We start from the raw sequence: 22580 nt of genomic DNA on the forward strand, positions 1-22580 counted from the left end.
ACGAACGGTGACGGCCCTGTAGCGTTGTGCGCGTCGGAAGTCCCGGACGAGACGGAGGAGCCCGACGTCATGACCGCACCCCGTGGAATCGGACGCGACATCTGGGCGCTGTCCGTCGCCACGTTCATCAACCGGGCGACCGGCTTCCTCGGCCTGTTCGCCGCGATCTTCTTCTCCGTCACGGGCATGGACCCGGGCACGGTGGTCGTCGCGCTCGTCGTCGTGGGTGTCGCCGGCGTCGCGGGGTCGGTGATCGGCGGGCAGCTGGCCGACCACGTCGGGAAGGTCCCCGTTCTCGTCGGCAGCACGCTGGTCAACGTCGTCCTGTTCACCGCGCTCGCGCTCGTCGACCATGCGCTGACCGGGTGGGTGATCGCCCTGTCGGCGGTGAGCGTCCTCGTGTCGCAGGCGTTCGTCGGCCCGGCGTCGGCGCTGGTCGCGCAGTCGGCGGAGGGTCCGGAGCGGGTCACCCGCTTCGCGTTCTACCGCATCTTCATCAACGTCGGCAGCATCGTCGCCCCGGCGCTCGTGGGGCTCATCGGGCGCGACCACTTCCCCACCCTGTTCTGGCTCTCGGCCGTCGGGTCGCTCATCGTCCCCGCCGTGCTCGTCGCCGGCTCACGCGCCGGTGCCGGTGCCGGATCCCGGACAGCCGGGGACGGGGAGGGGACGACGGCCCCCTCCGCCCGCGACACCCCCACGACCGCGACCACCGCGCAGGGCGGCGTCGACCCCTCCCCCACCCCACGCCACCGCGCGACCCTCGCCCTGCCGCTGGTCTACGCGGCGATGGCCCTGACGATGGTCGTCTACGCCCAGCACCAGAGCGCCGTGCCGCTGCGCCTCGACGACGAGCCGGGCGGCGTGGGCCTGTACTCGCTGCTGCTCATCATCAACCCCGTCATCGTCATCGCCGTGGAGTTCCCGCTGAGCATGGTGACGAAGCGGATCCCCGGGCACCTCGCACTCGCGCTCGGGGTGGTCGTCATGGGCACCGGCGTCACCGTCACCGGGGTCTTCGCCGGGACCGCCGCCCTCGCCGTCGCGGGCTGGGTGCTGTTCTCCGTCGGCGAGTGCGTCTTCGCGCCGATGTCCAACAGCTACGTCGCGGAGCTCTCCGACGCGTCCGGGCAGGCCCGGGCGCAGGGCCGGCTCGCGGCGGTCCAGGCCGTGGGCTCCGCCCTCGGTCCGGGCATCGGCAGCTGGATGCTGCTCGTCCTCGCCGCGGGGGCGTGGGCCGGGTTCCTCGGGCTCACGGTCGCCGCCGCGGTGCTCGTCCTCGCGGCGGCCGCGCTCGCGGCGACCCGGCGCGGAGACCCCCGGCGCGCGGCCGCCGCCACCGGCACCGGCGCCGCCGACGCCGACGCCGCCTCCACCTGTACCGCCGACCCCCACCCCCGGGAGCAGTGATGTCCGTCCTCCTCGTCGACCCGTTCAGCTCAGGAAGCCACTATCACGGTCTGCTGCGTGACCGTGGCCTGACGTACCACTGCGTGCGCACCCGCCGCGCCCTCGACAGCGGCCTGGCCGACGGCGCCACCGTGCCGCACCTCGCCGTCGACGACGCCACCGTCGACGACCTCGAGGCCCTCGTGCAGTTCAGCCGGGAACACGGCGTCGGGACCGTCGTCACCGGAGCCGAGTCCGGCGTGCCGGTGGCCGAGGCCCTCAAGGTCGAACTCGGCCTCGCCTCCCCCGACTTCGGTGAGCACGGACGGCGGTTCTGGGACAAGGACCTGCTCTACTCGACGCTGCGGGACGCCGGGGTCCGCGTCCCCCGGCGGTTCGGCGTGCTCACCGCCGGGGACGTCGCGGCGGGGCGCGACAGGGACGTCCTCGCCGGCGTCGACTACCCGGCCGTCACGAAACCCGACGTCGGGGCGGGCAGCGTCGGCGTGCGGATCGTCGACGACGCCGCCGGGGCGGCCGACGCCGTCCGGTCGATCGTCTCCGCGGCGGGGTTCTTCGGCGGCACCGTGCCGGCCGCGATCGTCCAGGAGTACGTCCGCGGCCGCGAGTACGTCGTCGACACCGTCTCCCACCGGGGCCGCCACCACGTCATCGCCGTGTGCACCTACGACAAGCACCCGTCGTCGACCGGTGCGATGGTCTACGACCGGATCCGCTGGCTCGACGGCGACGCCCCGGACACCACCCGGCTCACCGCGTACGCCGGGCAGGTGCTCACCGCCCTCGATCACCGGGAGGGGTCGGTGCACATGGAGGTCATCCTCGACGACCGTGGCCCCTGCCTCATCGACCTCGGCGTCCGCCCCCACGGCGCCGGGCACCCGGTGAAGACCCACGCGCTCACGGGGTCGTCGCAGCTCCACGCGGAGGTGGACATCGCCGCCGGGGCCGGCCTGCCGGACACGCCCGGCTACACCCTCACCGCGCCCGCGGCGATCGAGTTCCTCAGCCTCGACCGGCCCGGGACCGTCCGCGCGGACGCCCGGCCGGAGGAGCTGCTCGACCGGGACGTCGTCCGCGGCGGGAGCATCGCCGCCCGGCCGGGGGCGAGCTACCCGGAGACGCAGTCCTTCCTCGACTCCGAGGCGCTGGGGCTGGTGTTCGTCGACAGTGTCGACGAGGCCACCCTCCTGGAGAACGCCGCGCGCCTCCGCGCGGACTTCGCCGCGATGGTCGACCCGGCCTGAGCCCCCGCCCCTACCCCTCCCCGACGGGCACGACGAGGTCCGGGCGGGCGAGCGTGATCCGCCCGTCGAACGTCCGGCGCGCCCCGCGCAGCGCGTCCTCCGGGTCGACCCACGGGGGGATGTGGGTGAGCACGAGGTGCCCCACGCCGGCGGCGGACGCGACCTCCCCCGCGTCCCGGCCGGACAGGTGCATGTCCGGCACCTTCCCGTCGGAGGTCTCCCCCCACGTCGCCTCGCAGAGAAGGACGTCGGCCCCCGTCGCGAGGTCGACGAGATCCGGCGTGGGCCCCGTGTCCCCGGAGTAGACCAGCCGGTTTCCGGCGGCGTCCTCGACGCGGAGGCAGTAGGACTCCGTGGGGTGGACGGCCGGGCACGCGCGGAGGGTCAGCCCGCCGACGGTGACGGTCGGGGTCTCGTCCCAGGTCGCGAGGTCGAAGGTGTCCGAGAAGTCGTCGCACTCGTCGGGGTGGTCGGCACCGGCCCGGCCGAGGTGGAGGGCGGTGGTCGAGGGGCCGACGAGGCGCTGGCGGCCCACCGCCGGTGCCGTGGGGTGGAACCGACGCCACACGAGCAGCGAGGGGAAGTCGAGGCAGTGGTCGGCGTGGAGGTGGCTCAACGCGACGTCGACCGAGCTCGGGTCGGCGTGCCGCTGGAGGGCGGCGAGGACCCCGGGGCCGATGTCCATGAGCACCCGGTGACCCCCCGCCGTGACGGTGTCACGGACGAGATAGCCGGACGCGGGTGAGCGTGGGCCGGCGAGGCTGCCCGAGCAGCCCAGGACAAGCAACTCCATGCCCCGTATTCTTGCATGCCCGACCGGCCGGGGTCTGCCCCTGCGGCGGGGATCGGGGCGTGCTGGAGGCAAACTAACAACCCCCGTCACGGTGAGGTGTACGTCACACCGGGGGGCGGGGCGCCGCGGGTGCCCCCGGACGGGGTCAAAACCCGGGAATCCGGCTCACACCGGAGACGTCCGGCCCGAGGAACCGCTTCGCCAGCTGCGCGAACCGGTGGGGGTCCCCGGTGGACTCGAAGCTCAGCTCCGCGCGGTGCCCCGGCCCCTCGTCGGCGAGCAGCCCGTTCTCGGACAGCGTCCGGTAGGTCAGCTTCGCCGTCTCCTCGGCGGACGACACGAGCTGCACCTCGTCGCCCATGACGAGCTGGATCACCGCCGAGAGCAGCGGGTAGTGCGTGCACCCCAGCACGAGCGTGTCCACGCCCGCGTCCTTCAGCGGCTCCAGGTACGTCTCCGCGAGGCCGAGCAGCTGCCGCCCGGAGGTGATGCCGCGCTCGATGAACGGGACGAACTGCGGGCACGCCGCCGCCGTGACCTCGATGCCGGGGGTGGCGGCGAACAGGTCCTGGTACGCCTGGGAGGTGATGGTGGCCGTCGTCCCGATGACCCCCACCCGGCCGTTCCGGGTGCTCGCGACCGCGCGCCGGACGGCCGGGAGGATGACCTCGACGACCGGCACCGGGTACCGCTCCCGGGCGTCCCGGATGAACGCCGAGCTCGCGGAGTTGCACGCGATGACGATCATCTTGCAGCCGCGGTCCACGAGGTCGTCGGCGATGGCGGTGGACAGCGCGCGCACGCGGGCCAGCGGCTTGTCGCCGTAGGGGGAGTTCGCGGTGTCGCCGATGTAGATCATCGACTCGTGCGGCAGCTGGTCGACGAGCGTCCGGCAGACCGTCAGGCCGCCGACACCGGAGTCGAACACGCCGATGGGGCGGTTGTCGCCGTCCCCGTCCCCGGCGGCCGCGCCGGGCACGGCCGCCACGGTCCCGGTCGCCACGGTCCCGGTCGCGACGGCCCCGGCGGCACCCGCCGCGTCGCCGTCCCCGTCGGTCACGGCAGCTCACCCATCATCGCGGTGAGCAGGCTGTCCTGGTGGAACCCCAGCCACTCGAGGTAGTTGTCCGCCGCCTGGACCTGCTCGGAGTCCGGGCCGAGCTCCTCCCGGAACCGGTCGAGCTGCGCGGCGTGGTAGTTCCGCACGTCGTTGACGGCCCCGAGCCACACCCGCGCCTCCTCCGGCCCGAGGGTCACGGCCACCGACCCGTCCGGCCCGAGCCGGTCGCCGATGAGCCGCAGGTTCCGCAGCTTCTCCCGGATGATGTCCGTCTCGGTGAGCTGCCGGGTGAGGGCGGCCTCGCCCTCGACCTCCTCGTCCCCCTCCCGGAAGAACGACGGCAGCAGCCGCGCGAGGCCGGGGTCGGCGGGCGGTTCGGCGTGGCCGGGGGTCATGCCGGTGAGCTCGGAGAGCTCGTCCTTCGGCGCGGTCCGGACCCGCTCCATGAGGTGGTCGCTGATCGTCGCCGCGCTGTCACCGAGCATCTCCCGCTCCAACGGCTCGAGCACCGTCTGGAACCGGGTGCCGCGCATGATGCCGGACTTCCTCGTCCAGGGTTTCATCTCTCGTGGTCTCCTTCGCTGTCGCCTGCCGTCACCCGGTGCGGTGCGTTGTGTGGTCCGGTGTCACCGTGGTGGTCCGGTGTCACCGTGGTCCGTCACGGTCCGGTGCCACCCGCCGGGACCGGCGGTCACCGCGGTCCGGGCCGGCTCAGCCGTCGGTCCGCTGGATCGTCGCCCACAACCCGGCGACCTGGAGTTTCTTGGCGTCGGACTCCACCTTGTCCCGCGCCCCGGAGGTGACGACGGCCTTGCCCTCGGTGTGCACCTCCATCATGAGCTCCGTCGCCTTCTTCCGGGAGAATCCCAGCACCGTCTGGAAGACGTAGGTCACGTAACTCATGAGGTTGACCGGGTCGTCCCAGCAGATGCAGACCCACGGCAGGTCGGGCGACGACGCGGTCTCCGGGGTGGTCTCCGTCCCGGGGGTCGCGACCGGGGCTGCGGGTGCGGCTGGTGACGTCATGGGGCCCAAGGATAGCGCCGGGACGCACCCCGGATGTCACGTCGGGGCTGGGCACCCGCAGGGCGGGGGTTTACGATGGCGGTGTGACTCACGCGACTGACCCGAGCCCCTCACCCGACAGCCGGTTCCACCACGGCCCCGGTCCGCGGTCGTCGGCCCTGCTCACCGACATGTACGAGCTGACGATGCTCGACGCCGCCCTGCGGGACGGCACCGCGCACCGCGCCTGCGCGTTCGAGGTGTTCACCCGCCGGCTGCCGAACGAGCGCCGCTACGGCGTCGTCGCCGGCACCGCCCGGGTGCTCCGGGCCGTCCGTGACTTCGTCTTCACCCCCGAGCAGCTCGCCGAACTGGACTTCCTCTCCCCCGAGGCGCTGGAGTACCTGCGCGACTTCCGGTTCCGGGGGCGGATCGACGGCTACCGCGAGGGCGAGCTGTACTTCCCCCACTCCCCCATCCTCACCGTGCGGGGCACGTTCGCCGAGTGCGTCATCCTCGAGACGGTCATCCTGTCGATCCTCAACCACGACTCGGCGGTGGCCTCCGCCGCCGCCCGCATGGTCACCGCCGCCGCCGGCCGGCCGATCATCGAGATGGGCTCGCGCCGCACCCACGAGTACGCGGCGGTGTCCGCCTCCCGCGCCGCGTACCTCGCCGGGTTCACCGCGACGAGCAACCTCGAGGCCTCCGCCCGCTACGGCATCCCCGCCTCCGGGACGGCCGCCCACGCGTGGACGCTCCTGCACACGACGGAGGACGGCCCCGACGAGGCGGCGGCGTTCCGCGCCCAGGTCGAGGCCCACGGCACGGACACGACGCTGCTCGTCGACACCTACGACATCACCGACGGGGTCCGCACCGCCGTCGAGGTCGCCGGCACCGGCCTCGGCGCGGTGCGCATCGACTCGGGTGACCTCGGCGTCCTCGCCCGCCAGGTCCGCGAGCAACTCGACGCGCTGGGGGCGTACGACACCCGCATCGTCGTCTCCTCCGACCTGGACGAGTTCGCCATCGCCGCCCTGCGCAGCGAGCCGGTGGACTCGTTCGGCGTTGGGACGTCCGTCGTCACCGGGTCCGGTGCCCCGACCGCCGGGCTGGTCTACAAGCTCGTCGAGGTCGAGGGCGTGCCGGTGGCGAAGCGCTCCCGCAACAAGTCGAGCCAGGGCGGGGCGAAGCGCGCGGTCCGGGCCGTCCGGGCCACGGGCACGGCCGTCGAGGAGGTCGCCTTCCCCGTCGACGGTGACGTTCCCGACCTGGGGGTCCTCCGGGCCGTCGACCTCACCGTGCCGCTCATGGTCGACGGCGACCTCGTCGACGACCTCGGCACCCTCGACTCCTCCCGGGCGCTCCTCGCCGAGCGCCTCGTCTCCCTGCCCTGGGAGGGCCTCGCGCTCTCCCGTGACGAGCCGGTGCTGACCGTCCGTGTCACGGGGTTCTGAGACCGGCGGGGGCCGGTCGGGGGGTGGGGTCGTCGACCTGCTCGACCGGGCCGTCGCGGCCGTCGGCGGCGCCCCCCGGGAGGGCCAGCGGAGGATGACGACGGCCGTCGCCGCGGCCCTCGAGGGGGACAGTCACCTCGCCGTCCAGGCGGGGACGGGCACGGGCAAGTCCCTCGCCTACCTCGTGCCGTCGCTGCGGCACGCCGTGCAGGCCGGGGAGCGGGTCGTCGTGTCGACGGCGACGATCGCGCTCCAACGCCAGCTCGTCGAGCGCGACCTGCCCCGGGTGACCGACGCCCTCGCGGAGGGCCTCGGCCGGCGGCCGACGTTCGCGATCCTCAAGGGCCGGAACAACTACCTGTGCCTCAACAAGATCAACGGCATGCCGGACCCGGTCGACGACGCGGAGGCGCTGCTCGACCCGTCGGCGGTGTCGCGGGTCGGCTCCCAGGTCGCCCGGCTCCACGAGTGGGCGGAGGAGACCGAGGACGGCGACCGGGACTCCCTCGCCCGGGGCGTCGTCGACCAGGCGTGGCGCCAGGTCAGCGTGGCGTCCCGCGAGTGCGTCGGGGCGTCCCGCTGCCCGTTCGGGGACACGTGCTTCGCCGAGCGCGCGCGGGCCACGGCGGCGGAGGCGGACGTCGTCGTGACCAACCACGCGCTGCTCGCCATCGACGCCCTCTCCGATCAGCCGGTGCTGCCGGAGCACGAGGTCGTGGTTGTCGACGAGGCCCATGAGCTGGAACGACGCATCACCTCCGTCGCGACGGCCGAGCTGTCCGGCGCGGCGGTCGCCGTGCTCGCCCGCCGGTGCGCGAAGGTCGGGCCCGAGGGGTGCTCCGACGCGCTCACCGAGGCCGGGGACACGTGGGTCAGCGCGGTCGAGCACGTCGGTGACGCGGCGGTCGGCCGGTGGACGTCCGTGCCGCCGGACCTCCACGCCCCCCTCGTGGCGCTGCAGGACGCCCTGTGGCGGACGCGGCTGTCCCTCACCGGGCGGGGCGGCGCGGGGGCCGCCGGCGGCGGGACCGGTTCCGGCGGCGACGCGGCAGACGCCTCGCGCACGGCGGAGATCCACGCCTGCACCGCCGCGCTGGAGGAGCTGCACGACACGGTCGTGCGGGTGCTCGACAGTTCCCCGGTCGCCGCCGGTGGTGCCGGGGCCGCCGGGGCCGCGACGACGGCCGGCTCCCCCGGGTCCGGGGCCGACACCACCTCCCCCGCCGCGACCCCCGGGGACGCGGACTCGCTGTGGGGCGAGGACGTCGTGTGGCTCTCCGGCGACGCCCACCGCCGGACCGTCCGCGTCGCCCCGCTGAGCGTCGCCGACGTGCTCCGCCGGCGGCTGTTCAGCCGGCGCAGCGTCGTCCTCACCTCCGCGACCCTCGCCCTCGGCGGCCGGTTCGCCGCGATGCTCGCCACGTGGGGCCTGTCCGCGGACGCCTGCCGCACGATGGACGTCGGCAGCCCCTTCGACCCCGCCCGCCACGGCATCCTCTACACCGCCCGGCACCTGCCCGCGCCCGGCCGGGGCGGCCCGACCCCCGAGGCGGTCGACGAACTCGCCCGCCTCGTCAACGCCGCCGGGGGCCGCACGCTCGGCCTGTTCTCCTCCCGCCGCGCGGCCGAGGAGATGGCCGCGCAGATCCGACAGGTCAGCCCGTACCCGGTGCTGTGCCAGGGCGACGACGCCCTCGGCGCGCTCATCGACCGCTTCCGCGACGAGGAGCAGACGTGCCTGTTCGGCACCCTCAGCCTGTGGCAGGGCGTCGACGTGCCGGGCCCGTCGCTGTCCCTCGTCGTCATGGACCGCATCCCCTTCCCCCGCCCCGACGACCCGCTCATGCAGGCCCGCAAGGAGGCGGCGGACTCCGCCGGGCGCAACGGCTTCATGGAGGTCGCGGCGACGCACGCGGCGCTGCTCATGGCGCAGGGGGCGGGGCGACTGCTGCGCAGCGTGACGGACCGGGGTGTCGTCGCGGTCCTCGACCCCCGCCTGTCGACCGCCCGCTACGGCCGGTTCCTCCGCGCGTCGATGCCCCCGTTCTGGCCGACCGAGGACGCGGGGACGGTGCGGGGGGCACTCCGCCGGCTCGTCGGCCCCGAGTCGGGGACGGGCGGCCCCGCGGCGACGTAGGCTGGCGGACGTAGGCTGGAGGACGTGACCGGGCCGTGACGGGCGACCGTGTCGCCCCGCAGCGGGACGGACCGCCGCACCGACCGCCGGACGTGCGGACGGACCGGCGGTGACGGCCGTCCCCCGGCCCCGGCCACCCCGGGTGACACCCGGGTCATGACCGACCACACGTACCCACCGACCCCGACCCACCGACCCTTGTGGCCGACCCGACTGTGAGGAGACGCACCGTGCCAGTCCCCAGCCCGCGAGCAGACATCCGGATCCCCGACGTGGGGCTCCACGAGTTCCTCTACGGCGACCTCACCGCGGAGGACGAGGACCGCGTCGCGGTCGTCGATCTCGCCGAGGGCACCGAGACGACGTACGGGCAGCTCCGCCACTACGTCGACGCCGTCGCCGGCGGGCTCGCCCACCGGGGCGTCGGCGTCGGTGACGTCGTGGCCCTCCACGTGCCGAACTCCGAGGCGTTCATCATCGCGACCCACGCCCTGTGGCGCATCGGTGCCGTCGTGACCCCGGTGCCGCTCCTCGCCACCGCGGAGAGCGTCGCGAGCCAGGTGCAGGACTCCGGGGCCCGGATGCTCCTCACCCTCGCGGGGATGGGCGACGGCGACGAGGAGGCCGCGCGCATCGCGGGGCTGGACGACGACGCCGTCGTGCACATCGACCTCCCCCAGGGTTTCCGGCAGATGTACGCCGAACGCCGCCGGCCCCCGTCGGTCAACATCGACCCCGCGACGCACCTCGCCGCCCTGCCGTACTCCTCGGGGACGACGGGCCTGCCCAAGGGCGTGCGCCTCACCCACCGCAACCTCGTGGCGAACATCGCCCAGAGCGCGGACGCGGAGCTGTGCCTCCGCGACGACACGGTCTTCGGCGTCCTTCCCTTCTTCCACATCTACGGGCTGACGGTGCTGGCGAACCTCGTCATCCGCCAGCGGGCCCGGGTCATCGCCGCGCCCCGCTTCGAGCTCGGCACGTTCCTCCGCGCCCACCGGGACCACCGCGTGACGTTCACGTTCATCGCCCCTCCGGTCGCGGTGCTGCTCGCGAAGGACCCGGCGGTCGACGACGCCGACCTCTCCTCGGTGCGCGGGTTCTGCTCGGGTGCGGCCGTGCTGGACGGGGACCTCGCCCGCGCGGTCGAGTCCCGCCTCGGGGTGCCGGTGTACCAGGGGTACGGGCTCACGGAGACGAGCCCCGTCGCCCTGGCGAACTTCGACCCCGACCTCGACCGGGGCAGCATCGGCCTGCCCGTCGCGAACACCGAGTACATGCTCGTCGACCCGGGGACGGACACCGAGATCCCCCGGCCCGCCGCCGGTGAGACGAGCGCGGTCGGGGAACTCTGGATCCGCGGCCCGCAGGTCATGGCCGGGTACCTCGGTCACGACGACGAGACGGCGCAGGCGCTGCCGGGTGACGGGTGGCTGCGCACCGGGGACCTCGCGACGCGGACGGCCGACGGGGCCGTGACCGTCGTCGACCGGCTCAAGGAGGTCATCAAGTACAAGGGCTACCAGGTGCCCCCGGCCCAGCTCGAGGCCGTTCTGCTCGCCCACCCGGCGGTCGCGGACTGCGCGGTCGTCGCGGCGCCGGGTGAGGACGGCGGCGAGGTGCCGAAGGCGTTCGTCGTCCCCGTGCAGGGCCGGGAGATCTCCGGGCAGGAGCTCATGGACGCCGTCGCCGCGGTCGTCGAACCGTACAAGCGGATCCGGCAGGTCGAGTTCATCGACCGGATCCCGAAGTCCGCGACCGGCAAGATCCTCCGGCGGGAGCTGCGGGACCGGGCGAAGCAGGGCTAGGACCCCGGGCCGGTGCCCCTCCGGGCGGGCCGGGCGGGCCGGGCGGGCCGTGTGACCCCGGGGATCCGGGCCCCGCTCAGTCCCCCGGCCGGTCGGCGCACGCGGCGACCGTCACGGCCCCCGGGGCGACCTCGGTGAACCCGGCGTCGGCGACGACGGCCACCGCACCCCGGCGGGCGTCCGCGAACGTCGCCGCGTCGACCTCCGCCACGCGCAGCGGGAACCCGGCGGCCGCCCACCGCCGGGCCGCGTCCCGGCCCATCTCCGCGGCGAGCAGCATCGACGCGTGGCCGACCTGCGCCGCCGCCTTCCCCACGGTCATCCCGAGCGTCCGGTCGACGTAGAGGACCGGCAGCCCCTCCCCCGCCCACCGGCGGGCCGACGCCGCGACCTCCGCGGCGTCACCGGGCGGCAGGTCCGTGCCCTCGATCTGCAGGCGGTCGACGAGCGGGTCCGTGCGGTACACCGGCCCGGGCACGAACGCCCGGGCCCGCGCCCCACCGACCTCCGCCGTGACGCCGGGGAGGGCCTGCACGGCGTCCCACCGCGCGCCCCGGGCCCGGCGGGCGACCTTCCGGATCCGCGCCCCGTACCAGCGCTGCAGCGCCGCCGCCCACTCGCCGTCGTCCCCCGCCGCCGGCGCGAGACAGCAGGCGACGGCGGCGGTCGCCGCGGCCTCGAGCAGCGCGCGCCGGTCCGGGCGCGGGGACTTCGGGACCTCGAGGACGACAGGCATGGCCTGCACGGTCTCCGGGTCGTCCGGGTTCTCCCCGTCGCGGGGGTCCGCGTCACGCCGCAGGACGCTGAGGCGGTCCCACGCGGCGTCGAACCCGCTCCCCGCGGCCGGATCCGTATCCCCAGGCTCCGCGGCCGGGTCCGCGCCCGCCGGGTCAGCCATGCGGGAACTCCCCCCGGGGCACCCGGCGGTACGTGCCGTCCTCCCGGTCGGCCTCCTCGATCTCGTCGCGGGACACCCCGAGGATGAACAGCACCTCGTCGAGGAACGGGTGCGTCACCGACGCGTCGGCGACCTCCCGGAGCGCGGGCTTCGCGTTGAACGCGATGCCGAGCCCGGCGGTGGAGAGCATGGCGATGTCGTTCGCCCCGTCCCCGACGGCGACGGTCTGGTGGAGCTTGATGCCGTTGGACCAGGCGAACTCCTTGAGGCTCTCCGCCTTCGCCTCCCGGTCGATGACCGGGCCGATGACGCGCCCGGTGAGTTTGCCGTCGGCGATCTCCAGGGTGTTCGCCCGCGCGAAGTCCAGGTCGAGCTCGCGGGCGAGCGGCTCGATGACCTGGATGAACCCGCCGGACACGACGCCGCACCGGTAGCCCAGGCGCTTGAGGGTCCGGATGGTCGTCCGCGCACCGGGGGTGAGTTTCACGTCGGCGGCGACCTCCCGGATGACGGAGACGTCGAGCCCCTCGAGGGCACGGACGCGTTCGTGGAGGGACTGGGCGAAGTCCAGTTCGCCGCGCATGGCCCGCTCGGTGACCTCGGCGACCTCCTTCTCCCGGCCGGCGTGGGCGGCGAGCATCTCGATGACCTCGCCCTGGACGAGGGTGGAGTCCACGTCGAAGCAGATGAGCCGCTTCGAGCGCCGGGCGAGTCCGGCCCGTTCGACGGCGATGTCGACGGCGATCTCGTGGGCGAGGGCGGCGAGGTCCTTGCGCAGGGCGACGCCGCCGCCGGGGGCGGGGTTCGCGACGCGGATCTTCAGTTCCAGCCCGGTGACCGGGTAGTCGGCGACGCCGCGGATCGTGTCGATGTTCGCCCCGTGGTCGGCGAGGGTGCGGCCGATGCGGGAGATGTGCTCGGCGGTCACGGGGTTGCCGAGGACGACGACGGCGTGCGTCGACCGCGGGCGGGTCGCCGCGGGGTGCTCGTCGAGGTGGAGGTCGACGCGGACCCCGTGGGGGTCGAGCGCGTCGGTGAGGGCCGCCGTCAGTGCGGGGACGTCGTCGGCGGAGCAGCCGATGAACGCAGCGAGGGACAGGCCGCCGCGGAAGAGGGACTGCTCGATGTCGAGCAGCTGCACGCCGTACGTGGACAGGACGTGGAAGAAGGCGGCGGAGACACCGGGTCGGTCGGGGCCGGTGACGGTGACGACCGCCGGGGAGAGCCCGTCCGGGAGGGTGTCGCTGAGATCAGTGGCAGAGGTGGTCACCGTGTCATTCTTACACCCGGGGTGGGACGGTGCGGACCCCGGGCTCACACGCTAGAGGGACGACGCCACGTCCCCCCGGGGTCACACGGTCGGGGGACGACGCCACGACCCCCCGGGCCGACGCCCCCGGGGAACGGCGGCGCGTCCCCGGGCCCACCCCCCGGAACGGCGGAGGCCGCACCCCACGTGTGCGGGGTGCGGCCTCGGTCAGGAGGGACGACGGTCAGGTCAGAAGTGCGGACCGACGTGCGCCTCGTCGCGCATGCGCTTGACCATGTGCGGGTAGTGCAGCTCGAACGCGGGGCGCTCGGAGCGGATCCGCGGCAGCGACGTGAAGTTGTGGCGCGGCGGCGGGCAGCTGGTGGCCCACTCGAGGGAGTTGCCGTAGCCCCACGGGTCGTCGACGGTGACGACCTCGCCGTAGCGCCAGGACTTGAAGACGTTCCAGATGAACGGCAGGACGGACAGGCCGAGGACCAGCGCACCGATCGTGGAGATCTGGTTGAAGATCGTGAACCCGTCGGAGTCCAGGTAGTCGGCGTACCGGCGCGGGAAGCCGATGTTGCCGAGGTAGTGCTGGACGAGGAACGTGGCGTGGAAGCCGACGAAGGTGAGCCAGAAGTGGATCTTGCCCAGGCGCTCGTCGAGCATCCGGCCGGTCATCTTCGGGAACCAGAAGTACACACCGGCGAAGGACGCGAAGGCGATCGTGCCGTACAGCGTGTAGTGGAAGTGCGCGACGACGAAGTAGGAGTCCGAGACGTGGAAGTCCAGGGCCGGCGACGCGAGCATGACACCGGTGAGGCCACCGAAGAGGAAGGTGACGAAGAAGCCGAGGGAGAAGAGCATCGGCGTCTCGAAGGTGAGGTGCCCCTTCCACATGGTGCCGAGCCAGTTGAAGAACTTCAGGCCGGTCGGGACCGCGATGAGGAACGTCATGAAGGAGAAGAACGGCAGCAGCACGGCGCCGGTGACGAACATGTGGTGCGCCCACACGGCGGAGGACAGCGCGGCGATGGAGAGCGTCGCGAAGACCAGGCCGACGTAACCGAACATCGGCTTCCGGCTGAAGACCGGGAAGATCTCGGAGACGATGCCGAAGAACGGCAGCGCGAGGACGTACACCTCGGGGTGGCCGAAGAACCAGAACAGGTGCTGCCAGATGATGGCACCGCCGTTGGCCGGGTCGTAGATGTGGCCGCCGAGCTTGCGGTCGTAGATCACGGCGAGGGCCGCGGCCGCGAGGAGCGGGAAGATGAGCAGCGCCAGGATCGAGGTCACGAGGATGTTCCACGTGAAGATCGGCATGCGGAACATCGTCATGCCCGGGGCGCGGAGGCAGATGATCGTCGTCAGCATGTTGACGGCGGAGGCGATGGTCCCGACACCGCCGGCGCCGACGCCGATGATCCAGAGGTCGGACCCGACACCCGGGGAGTGGATGGCGTCAGCCAGCGGCATGTACATCGTCCAGCCGAAGTCGGCCGCACCGCCCGGCGTGAGGAAGCCGGACAGCATGATGACGCCACCGCCGGCCGTCAGCCAGAAGCCGAAGGCGTTGAGGCGCGGGAACGCCACGTCCGGCGCACCGATCTGGAGCGGCATGATGTAGTTCGCGAAGCCCCACACCACCGGGGTGCCGTAGAGCAGGAGCATCACGGTGCCGTGCATGGTGAACAGCTGGTTGAACTGCTCGTTGGACACGAACTGGAGTCCCGGGTGGAACAGCTCCAGGCGCATGAGCAGGGCCATCAGACCGCCGATGAAGAAGAACGTGAAGGCGGTGATGATGTACATGATGCCCAGCTGCTTGTGGTCCGTCGTGGTGAGCATCTTCCACGCGAAACCACCCTTCGGCGTGCTTCCTGAGGGAGCAGGCCTCTCGGGGACGACCCTGTGGTCCTCCCGCGGCGCTACTGCGGTCATTCAATCCTCCTGACTACGCGGTGCCGGCCGTCGGTCCGGCACCCAAAGAATGATCTGCTCCGAGTGAGAGCGGGGTGAAGTCGTCGATCTCAACCCGCACAGACGCAGGCTGACGTTGATGTTATCGCTTATCGGCCCGAATGAGTAGGCGAGGGTGCGGCATCACCCCTGCGGCCACCCGAATTGGGTGTGCTGGTCCCGCATGAGCCGAAGCCCCCCGGCCTCCCCCGCACCCACCCGGGCCGCCGCGGGCGGTCACGCACCCCCGCTCCCCCGGCCCGGTCCGGACCCGCCGGCCCGGGGGACCCCGCCGACCGGGACCGGGACGTCGGGCTAGAAGTCCCAGTCGTCGTCGGTCGTCGTCTCGGCCTTGCCGATGATGTACGAGGACCCGGACCCGGAGAAGAAGTCGTGGTTCTCGTCCCCGCCGGGGTTGAGCGCGGAGATGATCGCCGGGGAGACCTTCGTCTCGTCGTCCGGGAACAGCCCTTCGTAGCCGAGGTTGTTCAGCGCCTTGTTCGCGTTGTAGCGCAGGAACCGCTTGACGTCCTCGGTCCAGCCGAGGGCGTCGTAGAGGTCCTCGGTGTACTGCGACTCGTTGTCGTAGAGCTCGTAGACGAGGTCGAAGGTGTGCTCCTTGAGCTCGTCCTGCCGCGCCTGGCTCTCCTCGGCGAGGGCCCGCTGGTACTTGTAGCCGATGTAGTACCCGTGGACGGCCTCGTCACGGATGATGAGCCGGATGACGTCGGCGGTGTTCGTGAGCTTCGCGTGCGACGACCAGTACATCGGCAGGTAGAAGCCGGAGTAGAAGAGGAAGGACTCGAGCAGCGTCGAGGCGATCTTCTTCTTCAGCGGGTCGTCCCCGTTGTAGAAGTCGAGGATGATGTCGGCCTTCTGCTGGAGGTTCCGGTTCTCCTCGGACCAGCGGAAGGCGTCGTTGATCTCCGGGGTGGACGCGAGCGTCATGAAGATCGAGGAGTAGGACTTCGCGTGCACGGACTCCATGAAGGCGATGTTCGTGTACACGGCCTCCTCGTGCGGGGTGAGGGAGTCCGGGATGAGGCTCACGGCGCCGACGGTCCCCTGGATCGTGTCGAGCATCGTCAGGCCGGTGAACACGCGCATGGTCGTCTGCTGCTCAAGCTCGGTGAGCGTGGACCAGCTCTGGATGTCGTTGGACAGCGGGACCTTCTCCGGCAGCCAGAAGTTGCCGGTGAGCCGGTCCCAGACCTCCATGTCCTTGTCGTCCGGGATGGTGTTCCAGTTGATGGCCGTGACCGGGGTCCCCGGGGTGTGGTGGACGGGTGTGTGGGACGTTGCGGATGAACTCATCGCTCCTGCTCCTGCGAAGGGCGCGCTCCCGGGTCCGTCCGTCGCGGGACGGCCGGGGGCGCGCGTGGTGTCGGTGCAGGTCCGGGTGGTGCAGCGGCCGTGATCGGACCGGTGCCGCGGCGGCCGGTGTCGGGTCGGTGCCGCGGCGACCGGTCGTCCGGTCGGTGTCACTGTCACGGTGGGTGTCTCCGGTCCGCGACGCACCCGGTCTGCTGTTCTCGGGGTCCATCGTAGCCGAGGCCGCCCGGCCGGCGACCCCGGGGAGGACAGCGCGGGGGAAGCCGTCACCCTCCCCCGGAAGGGGGTGGTTCCACGGCGCCGGTCAGGGGTTCGACGGCCCCCTCCGCCGGCCGCCGTCTCCCCGGCCGTCGCGGCGTCGTCCCCGTCGGGACACCCCTCCCCCCTCCCCCCACCTGGGGATTCACCAGGCGGCCCCGGGACCGCCACAGGGTAGGGAACCCACTCACCCGTGAGGTAAACCATACCTGTTTACCTGCGACGATAGGCTGATCTTTGCCTTCCCTGACTAGCATGAGGGAAATTCGATCATTACTGTCGGCCGCATGAGCATCAACGAGAAGTTCCAGGAAGAACTCAACAACCAGGTCATCGCCGAGCACCAGGCGGCCCTCATCTACACGCAGCTCTCCTACGAGCTGGACCGCCTGAGCTTCCCCGGCATGCGGGACTGGATGCAGGTCCAGGCCGAGGAGGAGCGGGAGCACGCCGCGAAGTTCTCCCAGCACATGCTGGACCGCGACGCCCGCGTCGAGCTCCGCGACATCGAGATCCCGCAGATCAAGATCGCGACCCCGCTCGACGCCTTCGAGCTCGCGTACAACCACGAGCAGAAGGTCTCCGGCATGATCCGCAACCTCGTCGCGGTCGCCGAGGAGACCGGTGACGTGGACTCCCGGTCCCTGCTCAACTGGTTCCTCGACGAGCAGATCGAGGAGGAGTCCACCGTCTCCGAGATCATCGACCGCATCAAGCTCGTCGGCAACGACGGCTCCGGGCTCCTGCGCATCGACGCCGAGCTCGGCACCCGCGAGGACTGACCTCCCCGCGGCCCGGGACGACCACCCGGACAGCCGCCCGCCGCACCCCCCGGCCCCGGCCGGGCACCGGTCCACACGCGGTGCATGAACGACGAACCGCCCGCCCCACGTCACCGACGTCGGGGCGGGCGGTTTCCCGTGTTCGGGGGATCTCAGGCAGGACCGCGCTCCCCCGCGGCCGGAGGCGAACCTCAGGCAGGGCCGCGCTCCGCGCGGCCCCGGGCTCACGCGCCCCGGACCGTCACAGCATGCAGCTGACGCAGCCCTGGACCTCCGTGCCCGTGAGCGCGGTCTGGCGGAGCCGGATGTAGTAGATCGTCTTGATCCCCTTGCGCCAGGCGTAGATCTGCGCGCGGTTGATGTCGCGGGTCGTCGCCGTGTCCTTGAAGAACAGGGTGAGGGACAGGCCCTGGTCCACGTACTTCGTCGCGACGGCGTACGTGTCGATGATCTTCTCGAACCCGATCTCGTAGGCGTCCTCGTAGTACTCGAGGTTGTCGTTCGTCATGTACGGGGCCGGGTAGTACACGCGGCCGATCTTGCCCTCCTTGCGGATCTCGATCCGGGAGGCGATCGGGTGGATCGAGGATGTGGAGTTGTTGATGTAGGAGATGGACCCCGTCGGCGGGACGGCCTGGAGGTTCCGGTTGTACAGGCCGTGCTCGGCGACGTCCTTCTTCAGCGCCGCCCAGTCCTCGGCGGTCGGCACGTGGATCGTCGAGCCCTCGATGATCTCCCGCACCCGGTCGGTGCGCGGGGCGAAGTCCGCCGGGTCGTACCGGTCGAAGAACGCGCCGGAGGCGTAGTCGGACGTCTCGAAGCTCGTGAACCGGGTGCCGCGCTCGCGGGCGAGCGTCATCGACGCGCGGAGGCACTCGTACATCACCGCGGCGAAGTACACGTTGGTGAAGTCCAGCCCCTCCTCCGAGCCGTAGTGGATCCGCTCCCGGCCGAGGAAGCCGTGGAGGTTCATCTGGCCGAGGCCGATGGCGTGGGAGTGCTCGTTGCCCTGGCGCACCGACGGCACCGAGTCGATGGACGTCTGGTCGGCGACGGCGGTGAGCGCGCGGATGGCGGTCTCGATCGTCGCCGGGAAGTCGCCGGAGTCCACGGCCTCGGCGATGTTGAGCGACCCGAGGTTGCAGGAGATGTCGTCACCGATCCGCGAGTACGTGAGGTCCTCGTTGAACTCGCTCGGCGTGGAGACCTGGAGGATCTCCGAGCACAGGTTGGAGTGGGTGATCCGCCCCTCGATGGGGTTCGCGCGGTTCACCGTGTCCTCGAACATGATGTACGGGTACCCGGACTCGAACTGGATCTCCGCGAGGGTCTGGAAGAAGTGGCGGGCGTTGATCTTGCGCTTGCGGATGCGCGGGTCCTCGACCATCTCCTCGTAGTGCTCGGTGACGGAGATGTCCGCGAAGGGCTTGCCGTAGATGCGCTCGACGTCGTACGGGGAGAACAGGTACATGTCGTCGTCGCGCTTGGCGAGCTCGAAGGTGATGTCCGGGATGACGACGCCGAGGGAGAGGGTCTTGATGCGGATCTTCTCGTCCGCGTTCTCCCGCTTCGTGTCGAGGAACCGCATGATGTCCGGGTGGTGCGCGTTGAGGTACACCGCGCCGGCGCCCTGCCGCGCCCCGAGCTGGTTGGCGTAGGAGAACGCGTCCTCGAGCAGCTTCATGACGGGGATGACGCCGGAGGACTGGTTCTCGATGTGCTTGATCGGCGCGCCGTGCTCGCGGATGTTCGACAGCAGCAGGGCGACGCCGCCGCCGCGCTTCGACAGCTGGAGCGCGGAGTTGATCGACCGGCCGATGGACTCCATGTTGTCCTCGATGCGCAGGAGGAAGCAGGAGACCGGCTCGCCGCGCTGGGCCTTGCCGGAGTTGAGGAACGTCGGCGTCGCCGGCTGGAACCGGCCCTCGATGATCTCGTCGACGATCCGCTCGGCGAGGGCGGTGTCCCCGGCGGCGAGGGTGAGGGCGACCATGCACACGCGGTCCTCGTAGCGCTCGAGGTAGCGGCGGCCGTCGAAGGTCTTCAGCGTGTACGAGGTGTAGTACTTGTACGCCCCGAGGAAGGTCCGGAACCGGAACTTGTGGGCGTAGGCCCGCTTGAACAGGCTCTTGATGAACGCGAAGTCGTAGGGCTCGAGCACCTCGGGGTCGTAGTAGCGGTTCTCCACGAGGTACTCGATCTTCTCCTCGAGGTCGTGGAAGAAGACCGTGTTCTGGTTGACGTGCTGGAGGAAGTACTGGTTCGCGGCCTCGCGGTCCTTGTCGAACTGGATCCTGCCGTTGTCGTCGTAGAGGTTGAGCAGGGCGTTGAGCGCGTGGAAGTCCAGCTGCTCGGTGGGCTGGACGGGCTCGGCGACGCTGCGGCCGACTCCCTGTGCGGTCTCGGTCATGACGGGTCCTCTCCTGGGGGGCACTCTTCGTGTGCCGGTTGTCGGGTGGTCTGTGGTCTGGTCTCGGGTGGTCTGTGGTCCGGTCTCGGGTGGTCTGTGGTCCGGTGACCGGTGTCTGTCTGTCGGGTGGTCTGTGGTCTGTCGTCTGGTTGTCGGGTGGTCTGTCGTCGGGTGGGCGCGGCGCCGGGCGGGGTCAGGCGGCGGTCGTCGTCCACCGCCCTTCCGCGCGGAGCGCGTCCTCGAACTCCCGGAGTCCCTCACGGACCCGCTCGACGTCGGTCGGCGTGCCGAGCAGCTCGAAGCGGTACAGGTACGGCACGCCGCACTTCGCGGCGATGACCTCCCCCGCCTTGCCGTAGTCCGCGCCGAAGTTCACGTTCCCGGAGGCGATGACCCCCCGGAGGAGACGCCGGTTGCCCTCGTCGTTGAGGAACCGGATCACCTGCTTCGGCACCGGGCGCGACAGGTCGCCGGAGATCGACGCCCCTCCCCCGTAGGTGGGGCAGACGAGCACGTACGGGCGGTCGACGGTCAGCGGGTCCTCCGTCCGGAGCAGGGGGATCCTGCTGGAGGGGAGACCGAGCTTCGCGACGAAGCGCGCGGTGTTGTTCGTTGTCGAGGAGAAGTAGACGACGTGCATCGGTCAGCTGTCCTTCCGCTCGGGGCCGGTCGACCCGGCACGGGTGGGTGTGGTGGGTGTGGCGGTGGTCTGCTCGGTGGTCTGCTCGGTGGTCCGGTCGGTGGTGGTGTCCGCCGCGCCGGACGGTGCCGGGTGCGCGGACGGTGCCGGGTGCCGGTCGTCGCCGTCGCCGGGGGCGGGACGGTCGCCGTCGCCGGGGGTGGGGGTCCCCGGGGAGGACGACGCCACCCTCCCCGCGGACGGCGCGCGGTGGCGGAGGAAGGCCGGGGCGAGGGCGACCGCCACGAGCGTGCCGACGATCGCGAGCACGCCGCCGGCCGCGGTCGTCGGCCCGGCCCCGAAGGTCGTGCCGCCCCACCCGTGGAGGATGTCCGCGAGCCGCGGCCCGCCGGCGACGACGACGATGAACACGCCCTGGAGCCGGCCCCGCAGTTCGTCGTCGGCGGTCTCCTGGACCATCGCCGAGCGGAGGACGGCGCTGACCATGTCGGCGGCGCCACCCGCGGCGAAGGCGACGAGGGCGACGGCCGCCCACACCCCCACCACCCCGTCGGCGGCGGTGACGGCGAGCCCCATGACGACGATCGCCAGCCCCCACACGACGACGGAGACGGTGACGCCGAGACCCTGCCGCCGCATCCGCGTGATCCGCCCGGAGAACACGCCGCCGAGCACCGCGCCGACGGGCAGCGCCGCGAAGAGCAGGGCGTAGATGAGGCCGCCCCCGGCGGGCTCGCCGAAGTCGACGGTCGACATCTGCGGGATGAGGGCCCGGGGCATGCCGAAGACCATCGCGATGATGTCGACGACGAAGCTCACGAGGAGCACCGGGCGGGTCACGAGGTAGCGGGCCCCCTCGAGGACACTGCGGAGACCGGCGCGCCGCGGGGAGGCGGCGTCGTCCCCCTCCCGCCGGGACCCCGCGGCCCCCGCACCGTCCGGGCCCTCCCCCGGGCGCATCGGCGGCAGGGAGATCACCGCCCACAGGGTGGCGAACAGGGCGACGGCGTCACCGAGGTAGAGCCAGGCGAAGCCGACGAACGGGATGAGCGCGCCGCCGACGAGCGGGCCGACGATCGCGCCGGCCTGCTGCACGGTCATGGTGAGGGACGTCGCGGCGGCGATGTTCTCGACGCCGACGAGCCGGGGGATGACGGCCGTGCGCGCCGGCTGATTGACGGCGAAACACGCCTGCTGCACGGCGAAGATGCCGAGGATCAGCCACACGTTCCCCACCCCGGCGGCGGCCTGCGCCCAGAAGGCGACGGCGGTGAGGATGAGCCCGCTGGTGGTGAACAGCAGCAGCCGGCGGCGGTCCATGTGGTCCGCGAGCGACCCGCCGTACAGGCCGAAGACGATGAGCGGCACGAGGCCGAACGCCCCGGCGAGGCCGACGTACGCCGAACTGCCGGTGATGACGTAGATCTGTGCGGGGACGGCGATGATGGTGAGCTGCGCCCCGATGACGGTGATGATGTTCGCCGTCCAGAGGCGGCGGAACCTCGGGTACCGCAGGGGGGTCGTGTCCGCGAGGACGGACCTGAAGGCCATGGCTGCACACCTCACGCAGGATGTCGGTGGAAGAAGGCGAAGGCACGGGGGACGGACGACGGGAGGGGCGCGCGATGGTGGGGCGCGGGGCCGGGGGCACGCCCCCGGCGGTGACGACGGGGCCGGTCAGGCCGCCGCGGCGCTGAGCTGCCGGATGCGGTCCGGGCGGAAACCGGACCAGTGCTCCTCCCCCGCGACGACGACCGGGGCCTGGAGGTGACCGAGGGCCATGACGTAGTCCCGGGCCTCGTCGTCCATGCTGATATCCACGAGCTCGTAGGAGAGACCGGCGCGGTCGAGGGCCTTCTTGGTGGCGTTGCACTGGACGCAGGCGGGCTTGGTGTACACGGTGATCATGGGGAGGACTCCTGGAGTGGGGCTGTGGGTGTCGGTGTCGGGGTGCAGGACCGCGCTCGACGCGACGGTACCCGTGGTGACGGTGGCTGATCGTGAAGCTGGTACGGACGCGTCCCGGCTGTTCCCTGAGATGGCGGTCGGGCCTGTTCCCCGGCCCGTCCGGCGACCCGTGCAGGACGCGCTGACCTGACCGAGACTACACAGTCAGACACCGTCCC

The 22580-nt window shown here is 72.0% G+C and carries 18 protein-coding genes; 6 read left to right on the forward strand and 12 right to left on the reverse strand.

From position 1 onward, the window contains the following. Nucleotides 1-69: 69 nt before the first annotated feature. The gene (locus CBOVI_RS07800) at nt 70-1410 is read left to right on the forward strand and encodes an MFS transporter (protein WP_183273602.1); all 1341 of its coding nucleotides are present in this window, start codon (nt 70-72) and stop codon (nt 1408-1410) included. Further along, nucleotides 1410-2657: an ATP-grasp domain-containing protein gene (locus CBOVI_RS07805; RefSeq protein ID WP_010265904.1), complete on the forward strand. Its 1248-nt coding sequence runs from the start codon at nt 1410-1412 to the stop codon at nt 2655-2657. Before CBOVI_RS07800 ends, CBOVI_RS07805 begins: the two co-directional genes overlap by 1 nt. Nucleotides 2658-2667: 10 nt before the next feature. Here the strand turns inward: CBOVI_RS07805 and CBOVI_RS07810 are convergent, their stop codons facing one another. The 4 genes from CBOVI_RS07810 to clpS all read right to left on the reverse strand — a co-directional run bounded on the left by CBOVI_RS07810 (nt 2668) and on the right by clpS (nt 5536). Beyond that, complete coding sequence (locus tag CBOVI_RS07810; RefSeq protein WP_010265902.1) at nt 2668-3450, reverse strand: MBL fold metallo-hydrolase; 783 nt, start codon at nt 3448-3450, stop codon at nt 2668-2670. 145 nt (nt 3451-3595) lie between these two features. Beyond that, on the reverse strand, nt 3596-4453 hold the full coding sequence (gene murI, locus CBOVI_RS07815) for a glutamate racemase (protein ID WP_050798194.1): 858 nt from the start codon (nt 4451-4453) through the stop codon (nt 3596-3598). Nucleotides 4454-4506: 53 nt separating this feature from the next. Next, on the reverse strand, nt 4507-5073 hold the full coding sequence (locus CBOVI_RS07820; RefSeq protein WP_010265898.1) for a DUF2017 domain-containing protein: 567 nt from the start codon (nt 5071-5073) through the stop codon (nt 4507-4509). 148 nt (nt 5074-5221) lie between these two features. Then, complete coding sequence (clpS, locus tag CBOVI_RS07825) at nt 5222-5536, reverse strand: ATP-dependent Clp protease adapter ClpS (protein ID WP_010265896.1); 315 nt, start codon at nt 5534-5536, stop codon at nt 5222-5224. An 83-nt stretch (nt 5537-5619) separates the two neighbouring features. Here clpS and CBOVI_RS07830 point away from each other — a divergent pair, with 83 nt between their 5' ends. From CBOVI_RS07830 to CBOVI_RS07840, 3 genes are all read left to right on the forward strand, one after another. Next, nucleotides 5620-6975 (forward strand): nicotinate phosphoribosyltransferase, encoded by a 1356-nt coding sequence (locus CBOVI_RS07830; RefSeq protein WP_010265894.1) that lies wholly within the window; start codon nt 5620-5622, stop codon nt 6973-6975. Then, nucleotides 6959-9112: an ATP-dependent DNA helicase gene (locus CBOVI_RS07835; protein ID WP_269780441.1), complete on the forward strand. Its 2154-nt coding sequence runs from the start codon at nt 6959-6961 to the stop codon at nt 9110-9112. The genes CBOVI_RS07830 and CBOVI_RS07835 overlap by 17 nt, the downstream gene beginning before the upstream one ends. A gap of 230 nt (nt 9113-9342) precedes the next feature. Then, nucleotides 9343-10920 carry an AMP-binding protein gene (locus CBOVI_RS07840; protein ID WP_029157738.1) on the forward strand — a complete coding sequence of 526 codons (1578 nt, stop codon included), beginning with the start codon at nt 9343-9345 and terminating at the stop codon, nt 10918-10920. Nucleotides 10921-10996: 76 nt separating this feature from the next. Here CBOVI_RS07840 and CBOVI_RS07845 read toward each other — a convergent pair whose 3' ends face one another. From CBOVI_RS07845 to nrdF, 4 genes are all read right to left on the reverse strand, one after another. After that, a complete protein-coding gene (locus CBOVI_RS07845) occupies nt 10997-11818 on the reverse strand; it encodes a peptidyl-tRNA hydrolase (protein ID WP_125186011.1) in 822 nt (273 codons plus the stop codon). After that, nucleotides 11811-13088 carry a phosphoserine phosphatase SerB gene (gene serB, locus CBOVI_RS07850; RefSeq protein WP_010267768.1) on the reverse strand — a complete coding sequence of 426 codons (1278 nt, stop codon included), beginning with the start codon at nt 13086-13088 and terminating at the stop codon, nt 11811-11813. The genes CBOVI_RS07845 and serB overlap by 8 nt, the downstream gene beginning before the upstream one ends. A gap of 228 nt (nt 13089-13316) precedes the next feature. Next, nucleotides 13317-15014: an aa3-type cytochrome oxidase subunit I gene (gene ctaD / locus CBOVI_RS07855; protein ID WP_029157830.1), complete on the reverse strand. Its 1698-nt coding sequence runs from the start codon at nt 15012-15014 to the stop codon at nt 13317-13319. Nucleotides 15015-15347: 333 nt separating this feature from the next. After that, nucleotides 15348-16346, reverse strand: coding sequence for a class 1b ribonucleoside-diphosphate reductase subunit beta (gene nrdF, locus CBOVI_RS07860; RefSeq protein ID WP_010267770.1), 999 nt, complete (start codon nt 16344-16346; stop codon nt 15348-15350). Nucleotides 16347-16909: 563 nt separating this feature from the next. Between nrdF and CBOVI_RS07865 the strand changes: the two genes are divergently transcribed. Further along, nucleotides 16910-17404 carry a ferritin gene (locus tag CBOVI_RS07865; protein WP_010267771.1) on the forward strand — a complete coding sequence of 165 codons (495 nt, stop codon included), beginning with the start codon at nt 16910-16912 and terminating at the stop codon, nt 17402-17404. A 241-nt stretch (nt 17405-17645) separates the two neighbouring features. Here CBOVI_RS07865 and nrdE read toward each other — a convergent pair whose 3' ends face one another. The 4 genes from nrdE to nrdH all read right to left on the reverse strand — a co-directional run bounded on the left by nrdE (nt 17646) and on the right by nrdH (nt 22362). Beyond that, nucleotides 17646-19814, reverse strand: coding sequence for a class 1b ribonucleoside-diphosphate reductase subunit alpha (gene nrdE, locus CBOVI_RS07870; protein ID WP_010267772.1), 2169 nt, complete (start codon nt 19812-19814; stop codon nt 17646-17648). A 193-nt stretch (nt 19815-20007) separates the two neighbouring features. After that, the gene (gene nrdI, locus CBOVI_RS07875) at nt 20008-20454 is read right to left on the reverse strand and encodes a class Ib ribonucleoside-diphosphate reductase assembly flavoprotein NrdI (protein WP_010267773.1); all 447 of its coding nucleotides are present in this window, start codon (nt 20452-20454) and stop codon (nt 20008-20010) included. 3 nt (nt 20455-20457) lie between these two features. Further along, the gene (locus CBOVI_RS07880; RefSeq protein WP_010267774.1) at nt 20458-22005 is read right to left on the reverse strand and encodes an MFS transporter; all 1548 of its coding nucleotides are present in this window, start codon (nt 22003-22005) and stop codon (nt 20458-20460) included. A gap of 126 nt (nt 22006-22131) precedes the next feature. After that, nucleotides 22132-22362 carry a glutaredoxin-like protein NrdH gene (gene nrdH, locus CBOVI_RS07885; protein ID WP_010267776.1) on the reverse strand — a complete coding sequence of 77 codons (231 nt, stop codon included), beginning with the start codon at nt 22360-22362 and terminating at the stop codon, nt 22132-22134. Between the last annotated feature and the right edge of the window lie 218 nt (nt 22363-22580).

The organism is Corynebacterium bovis DSM 20582 = CIP 54.80, from assembly GCF_030408615.1.
Classification (GTDB): Bacteria; Actinomycetota; Actinomycetes; order Mycobacteriales; family Mycobacteriaceae; genus Corynebacterium; species Corynebacterium bovis.